At 72.5% G+C, this 14,356-nt stretch carries 14 protein-coding genes; 6 read left to right on the top strand and 8 right to left on the bottom strand.

The window, feature by feature from the left end:
• Positions 1–16 precede the first annotated feature (16 nt).
• Together ACZ470_RS28370 and ACZ470_RS28365 are read left to right on the top strand one after the other, a co-directional pair.
• Complete coding sequence (locus ACZ470_RS28370; protein ID WP_468431710.1) at positions 17–2,032, top strand: FAD-dependent oxidoreductase; 2,016 nt, start codon at positions 17–19, stop codon at positions 2,030–2,032.
• A gap of 31 nt (positions 2,033–2,063) precedes the next feature.
• The gene (locus ACZ470_RS28365) at positions 2,064–2,639 is read left to right on the top strand and encodes a PadR family transcriptional regulator (protein ID WP_468431708.1); all 576 of its coding nucleotides are present in this window, start codon (positions 2,064–2,066) and stop codon (positions 2,637–2,639) included.
• 76 nt (positions 2,640–2,715) lie between these two features.
• On the opposite strand, the gene ACZ470_RS28360 is transcribed toward ACZ470_RS28365, so the two are convergent.
• Both ACZ470_RS28360 and ACZ470_RS28355 read right to left on the bottom strand, forming a co-directional pair.
• Complete coding sequence (locus tag ACZ470_RS28360) at positions 2,716–3,246, bottom strand: hypothetical protein (protein WP_468431706.1); 531 nt, start codon at positions 3,244–3,246, stop codon at positions 2,716–2,718.
• 167 nt (positions 3,247–3,413) lie between these two features.
• Positions 3,414–4,421: a fibronectin type III domain-containing protein gene (locus tag ACZ470_RS28355; RefSeq protein ID WP_468431704.1), complete on the bottom strand. Its 1,008-nt coding sequence runs from the start codon at positions 4,419–4,421 to the stop codon at positions 3,414–3,416.
• A gap of 541 nt (positions 4,422–4,962) precedes the next feature.
• Here ACZ470_RS28355 and ACZ470_RS28350 point away from each other — a divergent pair.
• Positions 4,963–5,694, top strand: coding sequence for a glycoside hydrolase family 75 protein (locus ACZ470_RS28350; protein WP_468431702.1), 732 nt, complete (start codon positions 4,963–4,965; stop codon positions 5,692–5,694).
• Between the two features lie 50 nt (positions 5,695–5,744).
• Here the strand turns inward: ACZ470_RS28350 and ACZ470_RS28345 are convergent, their stop codons facing one another.
• The 3 genes from ACZ470_RS28345 to dhaK are packed head-to-tail and all read right to left on the bottom strand — an operon-like array spanning position 5,745 to position 7,807.
• Positions 5,745–6,155, bottom strand: a complete 411-nt coding sequence (locus ACZ470_RS28345) for a PTS-dependent dihydroxyacetone kinase phosphotransferase subunit DhaM (RefSeq protein WP_468431700.1) — start codon at positions 6,153–6,155, stop codon at positions 5,745–5,747.
• Entirely contained in the window at positions 6,148–6,765 is a 618-nt protein-coding gene (dhaL, locus tag ACZ470_RS28340; RefSeq protein WP_468431698.1) for a dihydroxyacetone kinase subunit DhaL, read from the bottom strand. Before dhaL ends, ACZ470_RS28345 begins: the two co-directional genes overlap by 8 nt.
• Before the next feature lie 49 nt (positions 6,766–6,814).
• On the bottom strand, positions 6,815–7,807 hold the full coding sequence (gene dhaK / locus ACZ470_RS28335) for a dihydroxyacetone kinase subunit DhaK (protein WP_468431696.1): 993 nt from the start codon (positions 7,805–7,807) through the stop codon (positions 6,815–6,817).
• Between the two features lie 386 nt (positions 7,808–8,193).
• On the opposite strand from dhaK, the gene ACZ470_RS28330 reads away from it, so the two are divergent.
• Positions 8,194–8,682 carry a GNAT family N-acetyltransferase gene (locus ACZ470_RS28330; protein ID WP_468431695.1) on the top strand — a complete coding sequence of 163 codons (489 nt, stop codon included), beginning with the start codon at positions 8,194–8,196 and terminating at the stop codon, positions 8,680–8,682.
• Positions 8,683–8,756: 74 nt separating this feature from the next.
• Here the strand turns inward: ACZ470_RS28330 and ACZ470_RS28325 are convergent, their stop codons facing one another.
• On the bottom strand, positions 8,757–9,209 hold the full coding sequence (locus ACZ470_RS28325) for a DUF5707 domain-containing protein (protein ID WP_468431693.1): 453 nt from the start codon (positions 9,207–9,209) through the stop codon (positions 8,757–8,759).
• Between the two features lie 487 nt (positions 9,210–9,696).
• On the opposite strand from ACZ470_RS28325, the gene ACZ470_RS28320 reads away from it, so the two are divergent.
• A complete protein-coding gene (locus ACZ470_RS28320) occupies positions 9,697–11,916 on the top strand; it encodes an MMPL family transporter (protein WP_468431691.1) in 2,220 nt (739 codons plus the stop codon).
• Positions 11,917–11,986: 70 nt separating this feature from the next.
• Here ACZ470_RS28320 and ACZ470_RS28315 read toward each other — a convergent pair whose 3' ends face one another.
• Positions 11,987–13,189 (bottom strand): MFS transporter, encoded by a 1,203-nt coding sequence (locus ACZ470_RS28315; protein ID WP_468431689.1) that lies wholly within the window; start codon positions 13,187–13,189, stop codon positions 11,987–11,989.
• A gap of 103 nt (positions 13,190–13,292) precedes the next feature.
• Positions 13,293–13,571, bottom strand: coding sequence for a metal-sensitive transcriptional regulator (locus ACZ470_RS28310; RefSeq protein ID WP_468431687.1), 279 nt, complete (start codon positions 13,569–13,571; stop codon positions 13,293–13,295).
• A 92-nt stretch (positions 13,572–13,663) separates the two neighbouring features.
• Between ACZ470_RS28310 and ACZ470_RS28305 the strand changes: the two genes are divergently transcribed.
• The gene (locus ACZ470_RS28305) at positions 13,664–14,230 is read left to right on the top strand and encodes a rhodanese-like domain-containing protein (protein ID WP_468431685.1); all 567 of its coding nucleotides are present in this window, start codon (positions 13,664–13,666) and stop codon (positions 14,228–14,230) included.
• Positions 14,231–14,356 lie beyond the last annotated feature (126 nt).

Genomic DNA, 14,356 nt, shown 5'->3' with positions numbered 1-14,356 from the left:
GCGCACGGAGGGCCCGATGAGCCGTTACCCCCACCTGCTGACCCCGCTCGACCTGGGCTTCACCACCCTGCCCAACCGGGTCCTCATGGGTTCCATGCACGTCGGCCTGGAGGAGGCCGAGGGCGGCTTCTCCCGCATGGCCGAGTTCTACGCCGCCCGTGCCCGCGGCGGAGTCGGTCTCATCGTCACCGGCGGCATCGCCCCCAACGACGAGGGGCGGCCCTACGAGGGCGGTGCCAAGCTGACCACCGAGGCGGAGGCCGAGCAGCACGAGGTGATCACCGCGGCCGTGCACCGCGAGGGCGGGCGCATCGCGATGCAGATCCTGCACTTCGGCCGGTACGCCTACCACAAGGACCTGGTCGCCCCCAGCCCCGTGCAGGCGCCGATCAGCCCCTTCCCGCCCCGCGAGCTCACGGACGCCGAGGTCGAGCGCACCATCGACGACTACGCCCGCGCCGCCCGCCTCGCCCGGCGGGCCGGCTACGACGGCGTGGAGATCATGGGCTCCGAGGGCTATTTGATCAACGAGTTCATCGCCGCACAGACCAACCACCGCACCGACCGCTGGGGCGGCTCCTACGAGAACCGCATGCGCCTCCCCGTCGAGATCGTCCGCCGGGTGCGCGAGGCGGTCGGCGAGGACTTCATCGTCGTCTACCGGCTCTCCATGCTCGACCTGGTGCCCGGCGGCTCCACGCTGGACGAGGTGATCACCCTCGCCAAGGCCGTCGAGGCCGCCGGCGCCACGATCATCAACACCGGCATCGGCTGGCACGAGGCCCGCATCCCCACCATCGCCACCTCGGTCCCGCGCGGCGCCTACACCTGGGTCACCAAGCGGCTCATGGGCGAGGTCTCGGTCCCGCTGGTCACCACCAACCGCATCAACACCCCTGAACTCGCGGAGCAGTTGCTCGCCGAGGGTACGGCGGACATGGTGTCGATGGCCCGTCCGATGCTCGCCGACCCCGACTTCGTGGCCAAGGCCGCCGACGGCCGGCCCGAGGCGATCAACACCTGCATCGGCTGCAACCAGGCCTGCCTCGACCACACCTTCAGCGGACAGATCACCTCCTGCCTGGTCAACCCGCGCGCCTGCCACGAGACCGAGCTGGTGCTGTCCCCGACCCGCCGCCGCAAGCGCGTCGCCGTCGTGGGCGCAGGCCCGGCCGGCCTCGCCTGCGCGGTGAGCGCCGCCGAACGCGGCCACGACGTCACCCTGTTCGACGCCGCGAGCGAGATCGGCGGGCAGCTCAACGTCGCCCGCAGGGTCCCCGGCAAGCAGGAGTTCGACGAGACCCTGCGCTACTTCCGCACGCGGCTCGCCGAACTGGCCGTCGACATACGCCTGGACACCCGCGTCACCGCCGACGACGTGGCCGGACACGACGAGGTCGTCGTCGCCACCGGCGTCACCCCCCGCGTCCCCGACATTCCCGGTGTCGACCACCCGAGCGTCCTCGGCTACCTCGACGTGCTCCGCGACGGCGCCCCCGTCGGCGACCGGGTCGCGATCCTCGGCGCGGGCGGCATCGGCTTCGACGTGGCCGAATTCCTCACCGACGGCGGCGACAAGGCGCACGAGAACCCGGAGACGTACTTCCGTCAGTGGGGCGTCGACCTCGACTACCGCGCCCCCGGCGGCCTCGCCGCACCCGAGCGGCCCGCCCCGCCGCGTACTGTGCACCTGCTCCAGCGCAAGACGTCCAAGGTCGGCGCCGGCCTCGGCAAGACCACCGGCTGGATCCACCGCACCGAGCTCAAGCACCGCGGCGTCACCATGGTCCCGGGCGTGCGCTACGACCGGATCGACGACGCCGGACTGCACGTCACCATCGACGGCGAGAGCACCGTTCTGGAGGTCGACACGGTCGTCCTGTGCACCGGGCAGGAGCCGCGCCGCGACCTGTACGAGGAGCTGGTCGCCGCCGGCCGGGCCGTCCATCTGATCGGCGGCGCCGACGTGGCCGCCGAACTGGACGCCAAGCGCGCCATCAAGCAGGGAACGGAGCTGGCGGCGGGGCTGTAGGCCGGGCGCGGCCCGTCCCTAGGATGAGCCCATGTCACTCCCGCACGCGATCCTCACCGCCCTGCTCGAGAAGCCGTCGTCGGGGCTGGAGCTGACCCGCCGGTTCGACCGGTCGATCGGCTACTTCTGGTCCGCGACGCACCAGCAGATCTATCGCGAGCTCGGGAAACTGGAGGCGGAGGGCCTGATCCGGGCCCTCCCCTCCGACCAGCCCGCCCGGGGCCAGAAGAAGGCGTACGAGGTGCTGCCGGCGGGGCGGGACGAACTGGCCCGGTGGACCGCCGCGTCCCAGGACCCCAAGCCGCACCGCGACGCGATGCTGCTGCGGCTGAGGGCCGCGGCCGTGGTCGGCACGGCCGGCCTCGAGGACGATCTCAGGCGCCACCGGGAGCTGCACGAGCGGCAGTTGGCGGAGTACCGGGAGATCGAGCAGCGCGACTTCCCGCCCGGCAGGGACGGGCCCGAGGACCGGCTGCGGCATCTGGTGCTGCGGGCGGGCATCGACCTGGAGACCTTCTGGACCCAGTGGCTCGACGGCGCGCTCGCGGAGTTCGCCCGGCTGCCGGAGACCGGCGGACCGGAGCACCCGGACACGCGGGAGGCGTGACCCCGGGACACCGCGGCGGGACGACGCCGGCCGCCCGACCGGAGCGCGTCGGACGTGATGGCGGCCGGCGCCGGCTCTAGTAGTGGCGCGGCTTGGTGCGGCGGCGCAGGTACCAGGCCGTGGCGACGACGCCGGTGCCGACCAGCGCGCCGCCCGCCACCAGCGTGACCGTGCCGTAGTCCGTGGAGCCGCCGCCGATGCCGCCCATCACCCCGCGCGTCGGCGAGGCCGTGGGGGAGACCGTCGGGCTGGGCGACGTGGAGACGACGACGGACTGCGTGCCCGCCGTGTTGCCGTTCGAGCACATCACGATCACCGTGTACGTGCCCGGACTGACGTTGGACCAGGCGGCGGACTGTCCCGACGCGGTCCCCGACAGCGCCACCTGACGGCCCTGCGAGAAGCTCGCCTGGCCGCTGCCGAGCAGCGAGGCGGTGCCCCACTGACCGTTGATCTGGGTGCACGCGGTGGTGGTGACCGAGACCGTCGAGCCGGTGGTGCTGACGGAGATCCCGGCAGCGGCGGCCGGCCCGGTCAGTGCCAGGGCGAGCGCGGCGGCGGCTGCCGTGGTCGGACCGGAGCGGAGCAGGGGCTTCGAGATGCGCATGTGGACTGCCTTCCGGCGGCACGGCCGGCGGTACATCCCTTGCGCCGCCGAGGTCGGGGAGCGCCCGTGCTGCCACGAGGCAAGCCAACGGGCAGCCCGACCGGCGCGCACTCCGGCCGCATCCGGGCAGGTGACGGCTTCCTCCGGGCGGTCGAGCCGGGGCCGTTTCAGCGCCCGGTGCCGGTCGTCACCGTGCGCTCCGCCGAGAGACCGCCCCAGGTCCCGTCCGGCAGCTTCGCCCGGATCCGCACCCGGTGGGTGACCCCGGCCTCCCGGCCGGCGTAGAAGCGGTACGTGGCCCGGTCGCGGGGTGCCTCACCGCCGTAGACGAGCGAGGTGGCGACACGTCCGTCGAGGCGCACCTCGTACTCGGTGACCACCCCGTCGACGCGCGGCGGCTCCCAGTCGAGGACGATGTGGTACGCGCCGTCGGACTTCTCGCTCGTGGCGCGGAAGCCGGTGGGGGCGGTGGCCCGGGCGTCCGCGGTCGCGGTGCCGGCGGTGGTGAGGCGGACCGCGGCGCCGGGTGGGGAGAGGTTGTCGGCCGCGTCCCGGGCCCGGACGGTGAACGTGTAGCGGGTGCCCGGCCGCAGCCCCGTGACCACGGTGGCCGTCTGGTTCCCGCCGACACTGTGGATCTTCGTTCCGCCCTGGTGGACGTCGTACGACACCACGCCCCGGTCGTCGGTCGCGGCGGACCACGACAGCTGGGCCGCCCGGCTCCCGGCCGCCCGGCCACGGAGCTCCGCCGGACGGGTGGGAGCGGTGTCGTCGGCCGTGGCCGCCCCGGGTGTCGTCGCCCGTACCTCCCGGCTGGGCGGTCCGAGCCGGCCGTCGGCGTCCCGGGCCCGCACCGTGAAGTCATAGGCGGTCCCGGGACGCAGCCTGGTGACATCCACCATGTGCTCGGAACCGGGTACTTCTTTGACCTTTGTGGTGCCTCGATACACCTCGTACCGGCTCACCTCGGCGTCGGCCGCGGCGACCGCGTTCCACATGACATGCACGCTGGTGGCGCTGCCGGCCTCGGCCGTGACGCCGGTCGGCGCTCCGGGCGGCCGTTCGCCCCCACCGGCGTCCTCCGATCCGCCCCATCGGCAGGAGGCGAGCAGCAGGAGGACCCCGCAGAGCGCCAGTAGGCGACGCGGGGACACGGCTGGGGGAACGCCACGCACGACACTGCCTCCCGGGGCGCCACTCAAGGAACGCCGAACAAAGGTCCGTACCAATATGCGCTGGCTGACGCGACCACATCAAGAGGACGGCAGGGGGGAAGTGCCCGCACGGGTTACGTATGCTGAAGTCCGAACGGGCCGAACCAACCGTCAGGGCGGGGGAGTTCAGGTCCATGGCGCGGACCGCTGTCGTCGCAGATCCCGCGCCGGCGCGGGTGGCCGGACGGCCCGGGTCGACACGGGCCCGGGCGCCGGCCCCCGTCGTCACCGCTGGTGCGATCGTGCGCCCTCCCGGCCCTGTCGCGGCCGTCACGCCGTCAAACATGGACGAAATGGGGCAAAGTGCCCGTGAGCGTGCGTCCGTGTCCCCGACGAGAGGCCCCCCTTGATGGTGTCCCGTGTCCAGTCGCTCACCCTGGCCATGGCCGGTATCGCCCTGCTGACCCCGTCGCCGCCCCCCGGCCCCGCGCATTCCATCACCGCGTCTCCCGGCACTGAGCCATCCACCACCGCGCCGCCCGGCCTTGCGTATTCCTCCACCGTGTCTCCCGGACCCGCGCCTTTCGCCGCGGTTCCTCCCGGCACCGTTCCCCCCGCCGGCGTTCCCCCCGTCACCGCGCCCCCCACGACCGCGTCCCCCGCCATCGCCCCGCGGCCCCGTACCGAACCGGTCGCGCGGCGGGCGGACCCCGTCTCCGCCGCCGACCTCCTGGCCGAGGTACGCGACTGCACACCCGTCTCCAGCGGCCTCTACCGCAAGGACCACGGCGCCGAGGCCACCGTCCCGGTGTGCGGTACCCGCGACGCCGTGTTCTGGAAGGCCGACATGGACATCGACTGCGACGGCCGTCCCGGCCCCCGCTGCAACGCCGGCACCGACCCGTACTTCTCCTCCTCGACCGCCTTCGCCCAGTCCGACGGCCGTCCGCTGAGCTCCGAGGAGACCCCCTACGTGGTGGTGCCCGCGTCGAGCTCCCTGTGGAACCACCGGTCCCACGGCGTGCGCGGCGGCTCGGTCGCGGCCGTGGTGTACCGCGACCGGGTGCGCTACGCGGTCGTCGGTGACACCGGCCCCGCCGACATCATCGGCGAGGCATCCTACGCCGCCGCCGAGTCCCTCGGCATCGACCCCGACCCGCGCTCCGGAGGAACCTCCTCCGGCGTCACCTACATCGTGTTCAAGAACAGCCGGGTGACCCCCATCGAGGACCACGACGCCGCGGTGACCGAAGGGGAGCGCCTCGCCCGCACGTTCGTGGACGCCGGCCGCTGAACCGGCCGGCGGGAGCCGACGGGACGGCACCCCGTCCGCCCCCGCACACCTCACACCTTCCGGTACGTGTACGCCTCCACGGCCGCCGCCTCCACCGCCGCCAGGTCCGCCCCCGTGGAGGCCGTGACCACCGCGGCCACCGCGCCCTCCACGAACGGCGCGTCCACCAGCCGCGTGTCCTCGGGGAGTTCGTCGCCCTCGGCGAGCAACGCCTTCACGGTGAGCACCGCGCTGCCCAGGTCGGTCAGCACGGCCACCCCCGCCCCGCGGTCGACGGACGCGGCCGCCGCGGCGATCAACTCGGCGCTCGTGCCGAGCCCACCGCTCTCGGTGCCACCCGCCGGAGCCACGGGCACCGCGCCGCCGGCGCCGGCCAGGCCCTTCGCCAGCTCCGCCACCGACGCGGCCACCGCCGCGCTGTGCGACACCAGCACGATCCCGACCAGCTTCTCGTCACTCACCGCCGGCCTCCCCGTCCGCCGCCGCGTCGACGAGCCCGGCGATCAGCAGCGCCGCCGACGTGGCCCCGGGATCCTGGTGCCCGACACTGCGCTCACCCAGATAGCTCGCCCTGCCCTTGCGCGCCAGCATCGGCGTCGTCGCCACGGCACCCTCCTCGGCGGCGTCGCGCGCCGCGGCGAACGAGTCACCGAGCGCGTCCACCGCCGGCACCAGCGCGTCGATCATCGTCTTGTCACCCGGCGCCGCGCCACCGAGCTGCCGCACCGCGTCCACCCCGGCGCGCAGCGCCTCGGCCAGCTGCCCCTCGTCCACCTCCGAGGCGTCGCCGAGCGCCTTGCCGGTACGGCGCAGCAGGGTTCCGTACAGCGGGCCGGAGGCCCCGCCCACCGTCGAGATCAGCACGCGCCCGGACCGGGTCAGCACCGCTCCGGGAGTGTCGGGCGGCTCCTTCTCCAGCGCCTCCCGCACCGCCCGGAACCCGCGCTGGAGGTTGCTGCCGTGATCGGCGTCCCCGATCGGCGAGTCGAGGGCGGTGAGCCGCTCCGCCTCACGGTCCACGGAAGCGGCGGTGGCCGTCATCCAACGGCGGAAGAAGTCGGCGTCGAGCACGGGAACTCCTCGCGTGGTAGGTACTCCTGAACCATGGCACCAGCGACCTTCACATGCCCCAGCGCAGCCCCGGAGTGCGCACCGGCGCGTCCCACAGCCGCAGCAGCTCCTCGTCGACCTGGCACAGGGTGACCGAGGCGCCCGCCATGTCGAGGGACGTCACGTAGTTGCCGACGAGGACACGGGCCACCGGAACCCCGCGTTCCCCGAGCACCCGCTGCACCTCGGCGTTGAACCCGTACAGCTCCAGCAGCGGGGTCGCGCCCATGCCGTTGACCAGGACCAGCACCGGGTTGCGCGGGGTGAGGTCGTCCAGGATCGCGTCCAGCGCGACCTCGGCGATCTCGCCGGACGTCATCATCGGCCGCCGCTCCCGGCCCGGCTCGCCGTGGATGCCGATGCCCAACTCCAGTTCCCCGTCCGGGAGATCGAAGGTGGGAGTGCCCTTGGAGGGGGTGGTGCAGGCGCTCAGGGCCACGCCGAAGCTGCGGGAGTTCTCGTTCACCTGCCGGGCGAGCGCCTCCACCCGCTCCAGCGGCTGCCCCTCGTCCGCCGCCGCGCCCGCGATCTTCTCCACGAACAGGGTCGCGCCCGTGCCCCGCCGGCCGGCCGTGTACAGGCTGTCGGTCACCGCCACGTCATCGTTGACCAGCACCTTCGCGACCTGGATGCCCTCGTCCTCGGCCAGTTCGGCGGCCATGTCGAAGTTGAGCACGTCACCGGTGTAGTTCTTCACGATGAACAGCACCCCGGCCCCGCTGTCCACGGCCGCCGCGGCCCGCAGCATCTGGTCGGGCACGGGGGAGGTGAACACCTCACCGGGACAGGCCGCCGACAGCATTCCCGGCCCCACGAACCCGCCGTGCAACGGCTCGTGCCCCGACCCCCCGCCGGACACCAGCGCCACCTTCCCGGCCACCGGTGCGTCCTTGCGGACGATCACCCGGTTCGCCACGTCCACCGCCAGCTCGGGATGGGCTGCCGCCATCCCGCGCAACGCGTCCGCCACCACGGTCTCCGGGACATTGATCAACATCTTCATGGGTGCCTCCTGGGGAGCCCAACAGGGCAGTCACTGAACTGCGTCTTTGCTCGGGCGGGCCTCGGCTGGGATGCCACTATCGGCAGTATCGGCCTTGCGGCAGCGAAGGTCACGCGCGAGAACGTCATGGGCGCGCCTCGGTGTGTCAGGAACGGCGGATGAGTATGTCCGATGGCGGGTGATACAGCGGAGCCCCGTCGGGAACCATCCCGACGGGGCTTTCGCGGGGCCGGCCGTGGCCGCCGGTGGCCCGTCGACTTACGCGGACGCCGGTCACCTGGCCTGCCGAGGCCGACGCCACGCCTTCCCGGAAGGCGTGCGGGAGCGCCTGCGCGAGCAGCCGACCTGCCGCACGAAGGCACTCCCCGGTGCGAAATACTCTCCGGATGAGTTCACGCACTTCCCCGATCTGCCGGCCGATCACGATACGGAGGGCCGTCGCGCGGGATGCCAAACGGCTCACACGGCTCGTGCGTGGCTCAGGCGCCTACGCGGGTAAGTACGCGGCCGCAGTCGCGGGCTACCGGGTCGGGCCTGATTACATCGAGGCCCACCGCGCCTTCGTGGCCGTCGGCGGCGACGAGCCCGAAGGCCGGATCCTCGGGTTCTACTCGCTCGTCCTCGCTCCACCGGAGCTCGACCTGCTGTTCGTCGCCGACGACGTGCAAGGACGGGGTATCGGACGGCAACTCGTCGCGCACATGCAGTCCGAGGCCCGTGCCGCCGGGATCGACCGTGTCAAGGTCGTGTCGCACCTTCCCGCCGAGGACTTCTACCACCGCGCCGGTGCGGTGCGGGTCGGGACCGCGCTCGCGAACCCGCCCGCCGTGCCGTGGGACCGTCCCGAATTCGAGTTTCGCATTCCTTCGGAATGACCCGGTGTGCCGGTGCTGAGAGGGTTCGGCCCGGTGCCGGTCCACCGGCGAACACCCTGTTCCGCGCGTATCGCTCAGCCGATCGTGAAAGTCGCCGTCTTGTCGTCGAAGGCGGTGTCGCCGTTCTCCGCCGTGCTGAGGGTGGCGATGTGCCAGCGGCCGGCCTCGGACTCGGCGGCGTCGGCAGCGGTCACCGCAACCTTGTAGGTGCAGCGGGCGGTGTCCTCACCAGTGGGCTTGCACGTGGCCGTCTCCGCCGCGGCCAGGTCCTTCTCGGTCAGTCCGTTCTCCGTGAAGGGGCCGTTGGCCGGCCAGGCCAGCACCTTGAGATTCCTGACGCCGGAGTCCGCCGTGACGTCGGTGGTGAAGGTGAGGGAGCCCTCGCGGTCTCCGTCGGGGGCCGTGTAGCGGGCGGTGCTGTTGTCCAGGGCGGGCCCCTGCTCCCCGGCGTGAGCCAGGGCGAACGCTCCTGCGCCACCGAGGACGACGAGCGTGGCGACCGAGCTCAGGATGATGCGGCGAGACATGACAGGATCCCCCGTGATTGTGTCAACTTGAGCGGCGCCCTTGGCGGGCCCGCTGCATCAATGATCACCGCGCGGGGCCGCCCGGGCGTGAGTACGACTACTCATCTCGGAGTGGGGACTTGAGCCCCGGCTCTCCTGGTGAAGACGGGGCCATCAATTGACGCGCGGGATCGCCGGTCTGACCAACCGGTGATCCCGCGCCCCATTTGTCGAGCCTCGGCTCAGGGGCAGCCATGTCGTCGGGATGTCCTTGACGTGGGTGACAAGCCCGCCGGAGCGGATGCGGCGTACACGCATCGTCGGGATCTACACCCGGGGCACATGGGCGGAGCGGCGTAATACACCCAATGCAGTACGCCAGTCCAGACCCAGGGTCGGATCAAACGCGGGAAAGCCCGGGCGAGCATGGAGGGGTACCCCGGTCAGAACCCCTGCCTTCCCATGTGCCGGGTCTCGCCCTGCCCGAAATCCGACGGATTGGTCCCAGGTGGCTACTTTCCTCTATCGACTCGGCCGACGAGCGTTCCGACGCCGCGGTGTCGTCGCCCTCCTGTGGGTGGCCGTACTCGTGGGCGTCGGCGTCGCCTCGTCCACCGCGCCCGCCCCGCCCGAAGACTCCTTCTCCATGCCCGGAACCGAGTCCCAGAAGGCATTCGACCTGCTCGACGAGCGCTTCCCGGCGGCCTCCGCCGAGGGCGCCACGGCGCGGGTCGTGATCCGTGCGCCCGAGGGCGAGAAGATATCCGACCCGGCCGGCAAGGCCAAGGTCGAAGAGCTGGTCACGGCCCTCGGCGACGGCCCGCAGGTCGCCTCGGTGGCCGACCCGTTCAAGGCGGACGCCGTCAGCCAGGACGGCACGACCGCCTACGCCTCCGTGACCTACAAGGTCAACTCCATGGAGCTGACCGATCAGGCCCGTGACTCGCTCACGGCCGCCACCGACGACGCGCGCGGCGACGGCTTCACCGTCGAGACCGGCGGCGACGCGGTCATGGCCGAGCAGGAGATGGGCGGCACCGCCGAGCTGATCGGCATCGGAGTCGCGGCGGTCGTGCTGCTGCTGACGTTCGGCTCACTCGTCGCCGCCGGCATGCCGCTGCTCTCGGCGATCATCGGGGTCGGCATCGGCATCTCCGGCATCGCGGCCCTCGGCAGCACGCTGGAGCTCTCCGCCACGACGTCCACCCTCGCCATGATGATCGGCCTCGCGGTCGCCATCGACTACGCCCTGTTCATCGTTTCGCGCTACCGGGCGGAGATCGCCGAGGGCCGCGCCCACGAGGAGGCCGCCGGACGCGCGGTCGGCACCGCGGGCTCGGCGGTCGTCTTCGCCGGACTCACCGTCATCGTGGCCCTGGCGGGCCTCGCCGTGGTCAACATCCCGATCCTCACCAAGATGGGCCTGGCGGCCGCGGCCACGGTCGCCATCGCCGTGCTGATCGCGCTCACCCTCACCCCGGCGCTGCTCGGCTTCGCCGGCAAGAAGGCCCTCAGCCGCAAGGACCGCAAGGCGCCCATCGGACAGCAGGGCGGGTCCGCGAAGCCGAAACTGGGTGCCCGCTGGGCCCGCTTCGTCCTGCGCCGTCCGGTGACCGTGCTGCTCACCGCGGTGCTCGGTCTCGGTGTCATCGCCGTGCCGGCCGCCAGTATGGAGCTGGGCCTGCCCGACGAGGGCAGCTCGGCGCCCGACACCACGCAGCGCAAGGCCTACGACATGCTGTCCGAGTCCTTCGGCGCCGGCTTCAACGGCCCGCTGATGGTCACCGTCGACACCCGTGGCGCCGACGCCCCCGAGGCCGCGGCCGAGGCCGTCGTCCGGGAGATCACCGGTCTCGGCGAGGCCGCCGCCGTCACCCCCGCGAACTTCAACGACGCGGGCGACACCGCCCTTCTCACCGTGGTGCCCAAGACCGGTCCGAGTGACGCGGCCACCGAGTCGCTGGTGAAGGACATCCGCGCGCTGTCCGGCGACATCAAGGCCGACACGGGCGCGACCATGCTGGTCACCGGTATGACCGCGATGACCATCGACTTCTCCCAGACCCTGGACGACGCCCTGATCCCGTACCTGGTCCTGGTCGTCGGCCTCGCCTTCCTGCTCCTGATGCTCGTCTTCCGCTCGGTCCTCGTACCGCTCAAGGCGGCCCTGGGCTTCCTGCTCTCGGTGGCCGCGGCGCTCGGCGCGGTGGTCGCGGTGTTCCAGTGGGGCTGGCTCGCGGACGTCTTCGGCGTGGACCAGCCGGGCCCGATCATGTCGATGATGCCCATCTTCATGATCGGCGTGGTCTTCGGTCTGGCCATGGACTACGAGGTCTTCCTCGTGACGCGCATGCGTGAGGCGTACGTGCACGGATCGTCCGCCGCGGACTCCGTCACCACGGGCTTCGCCCACGGCGGCCGGGTCGTCGCCGCCGCGGCGATCATCATGATCAGCGTCTTCTCCGGCTTCATCATGGAGAACGACGACATGATCAAGATGATGGGCTTCGGCCTCGCGATCGCGGTCCTCTTCGACGCCTTCGTGGTCCGCATGGCGATCGTGCCCGCCGTGCTCGCCCTGCTCGGCACCAAGGCGTGGTGGCTGCCCAAGTGGCTGGACCGCCTCCTGCCGAACGTCGACGTGGAGGGCGAGAAGCTGCACCGGGAACTCGGCGACATGGCCGCCCCCGCGGAGCCCGTACGCGAGCCGGAGACGGCCCGGGTCTGACACCCACGAGTACGGCCCCGAGCTCCGGTCGGCGCAGCAGCCGGCCGGAGCTACGCCGCGAGCAGGGGCGTCAGGCCGTGCCCAGCGAGGCGGGGGTGAGGGCGGTGCCCTTGCCGTAGGCGCGCATGGCGAGGGCGCCGGCCAGGGGACCGGGCGCGAGCAGGAGGAAGGCGTTCTCCCAGCCGACGGCCTCGGCGAGGAGGGGGGTGAGCTGGATGGTGACGACGGTGAGGGCGAAGCCGATCGCGGTCTGGCCGGTGAGCGCCGTCCCGATGTAGCGGTGGTCGGCGACCTCGCTCAGCGATGTGGAGAACACCCCCGAGTCGGCGATCACGGCGGCGCCCCACAGCGTGCAGAAGGCGAACAGAAGCACCGGCGGGGCGTGGAAGAGGAGCGGGGAGAGCAGACAGCACAGGCCGCTGAGGAGCAGCGCGGTCAGGGCGGCGGGGGAGCGGCCGAAACGGTCCGCGCCCCAGCCTCCGAGCAGGCAGCCGGCCGCCCCGCCGAGTCCCATGGTGAGGAACACCGTGACCTCGACCGAGACCGGGAGTCCTCGCGCGGCGGGGGCCGCCAGCAGGAAGGACGGAATCCAGGTCCACAGGGCGTACAGCTCCCACATGTGCCCGAAGTAGCCGAGATTGGCCAGGCGCGGACCGCGTTCGGTGAACATGGTCAGCGCGTACCGGGGATTGCGGGCGGGTGCGGCCGACGCCGCGTGGGGGCCGGGCCGGACGACGAGCAGCGCGATGACGGAGCCCACGACTCCGGCCGCCGCCGCGGCGAGCAGGACACCGCGCCAGGGCAGTGATCCAAGCCCGGCGATGAGATGCGGAAGCGTGGAGCCGAGGGTGAGGGCGGCGATGAGGACGCCCATGGTCCTGCCCCGTCCGGCACGGCCGGCCCAGGAGGCCATGAGCTTCATGCCGGTGGGGTAGACCCCGGCCAGGAACATCCCGGTCAGGAAGCGCAGCGGGACGGCGACGGCCGGCCGGTCGGCGACCAGGGCCAGCACCACGGTGCAGGCAGCGGCCGCCGCGGCACTGGCGGCGAGCAGCCGCTGGGGCGGGACGCGGTCCGCCAGGTTCAGGGCGGTCGAGGCCACGGCCCCGGCGACGAAGCCGAACTGCACGGAGGCCGTCAGCCACACCGCGCCGCCGGCCGTGAGCCCCCAGTCGTCGCGGAGGCTGGGGACCACCGCCGACATGGAGAACCACACGGCGAGGCCGAGCACCTGCACGGCGGCGATCGCACCGCGCTGCACACCGACGTTCACAGATGCCCCCCGGGCCGGGATCGAGCTCCTCCGGCCTTGCGCTCCAGGGCCGAAGGCCGACCCTAATCACCCCGGGATCGTGATCCCGAGGTGCCCCCGCCCGTCAGGCCAGCGACAGGAAGAGCTTCTCCAGCCGCGCGCGCATACTCTCCCGGTCACCGGCCGTCCGCTCGCCGTCGGCCATGCACTGCTGCAACCCCGTCGCGATGATCGCGAACCCCGCCCGGTCCAGGGCCCTGGACACCGCCGCGAGCTGCGTGATCACATCCTCGCAGTCGCGCCCGTCCTCGAGCATCTTGATGATGCCGGCGATCTGCCCCTGGGCCCGCCGCAGCCGGTTGAGCACATTCTTGAGCTCGTCGGCCGCCATGTCCAGCTCCACACTTCCTCCTCCGACTCCCCGTTTATACCCCCTAGGGTATTCTAGTCGGTTCGGGACGCTCCGGACCGAGGACGAAAGGCCATTCCCCCCGTATGAACACCCCCGCCGCCATCCACCCCGCCCAGGCCGTCGGCCGCCTGCACACCTACACCGTCATCGATGTGCGCACCCCCGGAGAGTACGCCGCCGGTCATCTGCCCGGCGCCCACAACATCCCCCTCGACCGGCTGCGCACCGCCCTGCCCGCCCTCAAGTCGGCGGCCGCCCGCGGCGAACTGCTGATGGTGTGCGCGTCCGGCAACCGCTCGGCCACCGCCTGCGAGCGGCTCGCCGCCGCCGACATCCCCGCCTCCACCCTCACCGGCGGCACGACCGCCTGGGCCGAGGAGGGCCACCCCGTCGACCGGGACGAGACCGTCAGGGCCGTCTGGCCCATGGAGCGCCAGGTCCGCCTCGCCGCCGGCTCCCTCGTCGTGGCCGGCCTCGCGCTCGGCACCCGCTACCGTGCCGCCCGCTGGCTGTCCGCCGCGATCGGAGGCGGCCTGGTCTTCTCCGCCGTCACCGACACCTGCGGCATGGCCGCCGTGCTGGCCAGGCTCCCCCACAACCGGCCCCGCCCCACCGACCTCGACGCCACCCTGCGAGCCCTCGGCCAGTAGCGACGCGCGGGCGAGCGCGGGCCGTTCTCCGGTACGGCCGGGACCGTCGGCCCTCACCTTCCGGGCGTGCCCGGCTCAGGGTGGAAGGACGCGGTAGGGCCGCACCAGGCGAAGGACGGGTCGGCG

This window comes from Streptomyces sp. NPDC031111 (assembly GCF_055570675.1).
Note: the sequence above shows the minus strand (reverse complement) of the source record. Positions and strands in the feature narration are given on the sequence as shown.